Consider the following 1344-nt stretch of genomic DNA (forward strand, 5'->3'; position numbering starts at 1 on the left):
CCCGAACCACTCACCACCACACCAGCAACAACCAAAGCCGAGACCGTTATCGGAGCAGATACACGCATTCGGCCACACCCAATCCTCGACGTCGTCCGCGTCTCGGGACGGATGCACCGCACGGGACAACGGAGTCCTTCTGCCGGGCCGTATCCACGACCCCGGCCCACTTCCTCTGTGCGAAGCGAACCCTCGATAACATAAGGTACACAACCACGAGAACATAGCGGGTGGGTTCACGGAAATTCGCAGTAACTTAGCGCTTCTGGCGACAACCCCTGAAACCAGGGTACCGGCCCGAGCCACCCCATGCCCGTGCCCGTTTCGTCCGTTGCCGGCACAGGCTCGATGCGGTGATCCCTTGGCGCACCGCAGTTGTCGGCCGCGGCAGCGTCGCTCGAGCTACTTCTTCGCGAGCCTCCGGTGGCGTGATGCCAGTTGCCGGCACTGAATTCAGTCTCGCGCCATTCCGGTTCGCGCGACCTCGCTCGGCGCCGCCGCGGTCGCCACCGTGGCCGCGGCGGCGCGCTCGGCCTCCTCGACAGTGCAGCGGCCGAGGCCGCATGCCGTCGCCACACCGTAGGCGGATCGACCGGCGGCCGCTTCGAACAAGGCCAAGCTTCGGATATTGTCCTGTGCTTCCGCAGGCGACACGACGCCGGCGATGACGCGCCAGTCCGGGTCCAGCCGGCGCAGCGGCCGGTAGAACGCCGGCTCCAGCGGGGCAGGATGAGCACCGTAGGCACAGGGGATGTGCGCGGGTGGCAGCGGCACGGCGCGAGCGCGCAGGTCTCGTGCGACGGTGTTCAACAGCTTTACCGCCGGCGCAAGACTCCGCGGGGCGAGAAGTTCTTTGTGCTGGTAGTCGCCGTAGCACAGATGCAGGACGGTTCGTGCGCCGAGATCGTGTGCCCGCGCGAGGAAATCGGCCAACTGTCGCGCGACCAGACGGCCGACCGGAGCCTGCGCACCGAATCGCGCCGCCTTCACCAGTGCGAGCTGGGCGATCGGCGACTCCACCTGCCAGGTGATCATATCGCCGTGCTCGGCGGTGACTCGGGCCATTTCGGCCAGCACGGCCTCCACGAAAACCGGCAGGTTGCGCAGCGCGGGAGTCACCGTCCGGAGGTGACGCAGCGCGCGCCCGAGCGGAAGACCGTCGGCGACCGCGGCGCCTCCGAACACGAACAACGCCAAGTCCAGCGGATTCGGTTGACTGATCTGCAATCTCGTGTCGGCGAGTTCTAGATGCAATGCCGCTCACATAGGCTGGTCGGGCTGGTGTCAACTGGTGTTGATGGTGACGTCGATCTCAATCTTGTAGGTGTTTCGGTCGATGTCGCC

General features: G+C 66.0%; 1 protein-coding gene. It reads right to left on the bottom strand.

Annotated elements, in window-relative coordinates; genetic code table 11:
• Window positions 1–453 precede the first annotated feature (453 nt).
• Entirely contained in the window at window positions 454–1254 is an 801-nt protein-coding gene (locus ACWEO7_RS39555; protein ID WP_452430984.1) for a hypothetical protein, read from the bottom strand.
• Window positions 1255–1344 lie beyond the last annotated feature (90 nt).

It is taken from the genome of Nocardia sp. NPDC004260, from assembly GCF_053603155.1.